This is a genomic window from Parvibaculum sp., assembly GCF_049672805.1.
Classification (GTDB): Bacteria; Pseudomonadota; Alphaproteobacteria; order Parvibaculales; family Parvibaculaceae; genus Parvibaculum.
This window is the reverse complement of the sequence record NZ_JBATWS010000465.1, coordinates 1-1,762: the sequence shown is the minus strand read 5'-3', so window position 1 is coordinate 1,762 and position 1,762 is coordinate 1. Positions and strand designations below refer to the sequence as shown.

General features: G+C 59.8%; 2 protein-coding genes and 1 pseudogene. All 3 read left to right on the top strand.

Annotated features, from left to right (window positions below):
• Positions 1-229: pseudogene (locus WBF74_RS14420) on the top strand (ABC transporter ATP-binding protein); the annotation flags it as partial.
• Positions 230-234: 5 nt separating this feature from the next.
• Positions 235-1,143 (top strand): MlaD family protein, encoded by a 909-nt coding sequence (locus WBF74_RS14415; protein WP_424441141.1) that lies wholly within the window; start codon positions 235-237, stop codon positions 1,141-1,143.
• Positions 1,143-1,762: ABC-type transport auxiliary lipoprotein family protein (locus tag WBF74_RS14410; RefSeq protein WP_424441139.1), on the top strand; the 620-nt coding region annotated here is incomplete at its 3' end. The genes WBF74_RS14415 and WBF74_RS14410, both read left to right, overlap by 1 nt.

The window sequence follows — 1,762 nt, the reverse complement described above, 5'->3', positions numbered from 1 at the left end:
CGCCTTTGACGAACTTATCAATGATCTCAAGGAGACGATGGGCCTCACCGTTTTCCTTGTGACACATGATCTCGACACGCTTTATGCGACCTGTGACAGGATCGCGGTGCTGGCCGAGAAGCATGTTATCCTCATCGGAACGATTGAGGACATGATGCGTAGTGACCACCCCTGGATTCACGAATATTTTCACGGGCCCCGCGCGCGCGCGGCCTTTTCAGGCAAGTAACGGCCATGGAAATAAAATCCAACAATGTCCTGATTGGTGCTTTTACCATCGCAACGATTGTCGGCATCTTCCTTGTTCTGCTCTGGGTGAGCGGGGTGCAGCTCAACCGGCAATTTGCCTACTACAAGATCATCTTCGACGGCTCGGTGTCGGGCCTCTCGGAGTCGGGAGCCGTGCAATATAACGGCTTGCCGGTGGGCAAGGTAACGGACCTCTATCTGATGGAGCGGAACCCGAACAAGGTCGTCGCGATCATCGAGGTTGATGCGCGCACGCCGGTAAAGGTTGACTCGGTCGCACAGCTTGAATTGTCCGGTCTCACGGGTGTTGCCTTCATTCAGCTCACCGGCGGCAGTCCTGAGTCAGACGATCTGGTCGCAGCGCCAGGGCAGGATTATCCGGTCATCCGGGCAGCGCCTTCCACCTTGCAGGATCTGCTGAAGAGCGGCCCGGAGACGCTGCAGAGCGCAAATGACCTGCTCAAGGAGCTGAACCGGCTGGTGCTGGAAAATCAGCAGACGGTTACTGAAACGCTCGAGAATGTCGCCATTATGTCAAAGGCGATGGCGGACAGTTCGGAGGATGTGAAACTGGCGCTGAAGCAGCTTTCGGAAGCGTCCGTGCATCTCAACAGCGTCAGCCGCAGCGCCGATCAGTTGATGAAGGAAGATGCGCGCGTCTTTCTGAATGATGCGCGCGAGGCGGCTCGTGCCTATCGGGAAGTGGCAGAAGAGCTGGATGCCATTCTGAAGCAGAGCGGGCCGGGCATAGGGGCGGGTCTTGCGCAACTGCCGCAGCTTGTTTCCGAAACGCGCGCGCTCGTGACCTCGCTCGACCGCATCGCAACACGGGCAGGGGATGATCCGGGCCGATTTCTGGTAGGCAATAATGTGCCGGAAGTGGAGGCGAGATAATGGGGCGCGTCATGCTTGGAAAATGGATACGCCACGCGCTTCTCGCGGCGATGATTGCGCCGCTTGGTGCCTGTGCCATTGCTGATATTGGAAGCGGCCCGGCGCCGTCCCTCTATACGCTGAAGGCGCCTGTCGTGTCGGCGGAGGCGGGGCCGCAGGCAGGCGCGCAGCTTGTGGTTGAGGAGTTCTCCGCGCCTGCCGCGATTGATACGACGCGCATCGTATTCCAGCCGAACGACAACGAGATTGCCTACTACGCCAATGCGCGCTGGAGTGATCGCAGCCCGCGCATGATCGCGTCACTGCTGGTAGAGACTATTGCAAGCTCGGGGCGTTTCCCCGCTGTCATCGGTCCCGGCAGCAATGCGCGGATGGATCTCGCGCTTGTCGGTGACATCCGTTCCTTCGCCGCCTATCGTGAGGCCTCAGCCGGTTTCGGGCAGGAGACGACGAAGGTGCGAGTCGTGCTTTATGTGCGGCTGTTGCGGGCGCGGGATCGGTCCATCCTCGCCTCGCGGGAGTTTTCGGCAGAGGCTCCGGCAGGCAGCGGCATGGCAAATGTCATCGCCGCCTATGACGCGGCACTTGGCACGGTGCTGAGGGACATATCGGACTGGGC

Excerpts from the sequence above, each read along its gene's own strand:
- WBF74_RS14415 (WP_424441141.1), top strand. The coding sequence starts at position 235 with ATGGAAATAAAATCCAACAATGTCCTGATTGGTGCTTTTACCATCGCA.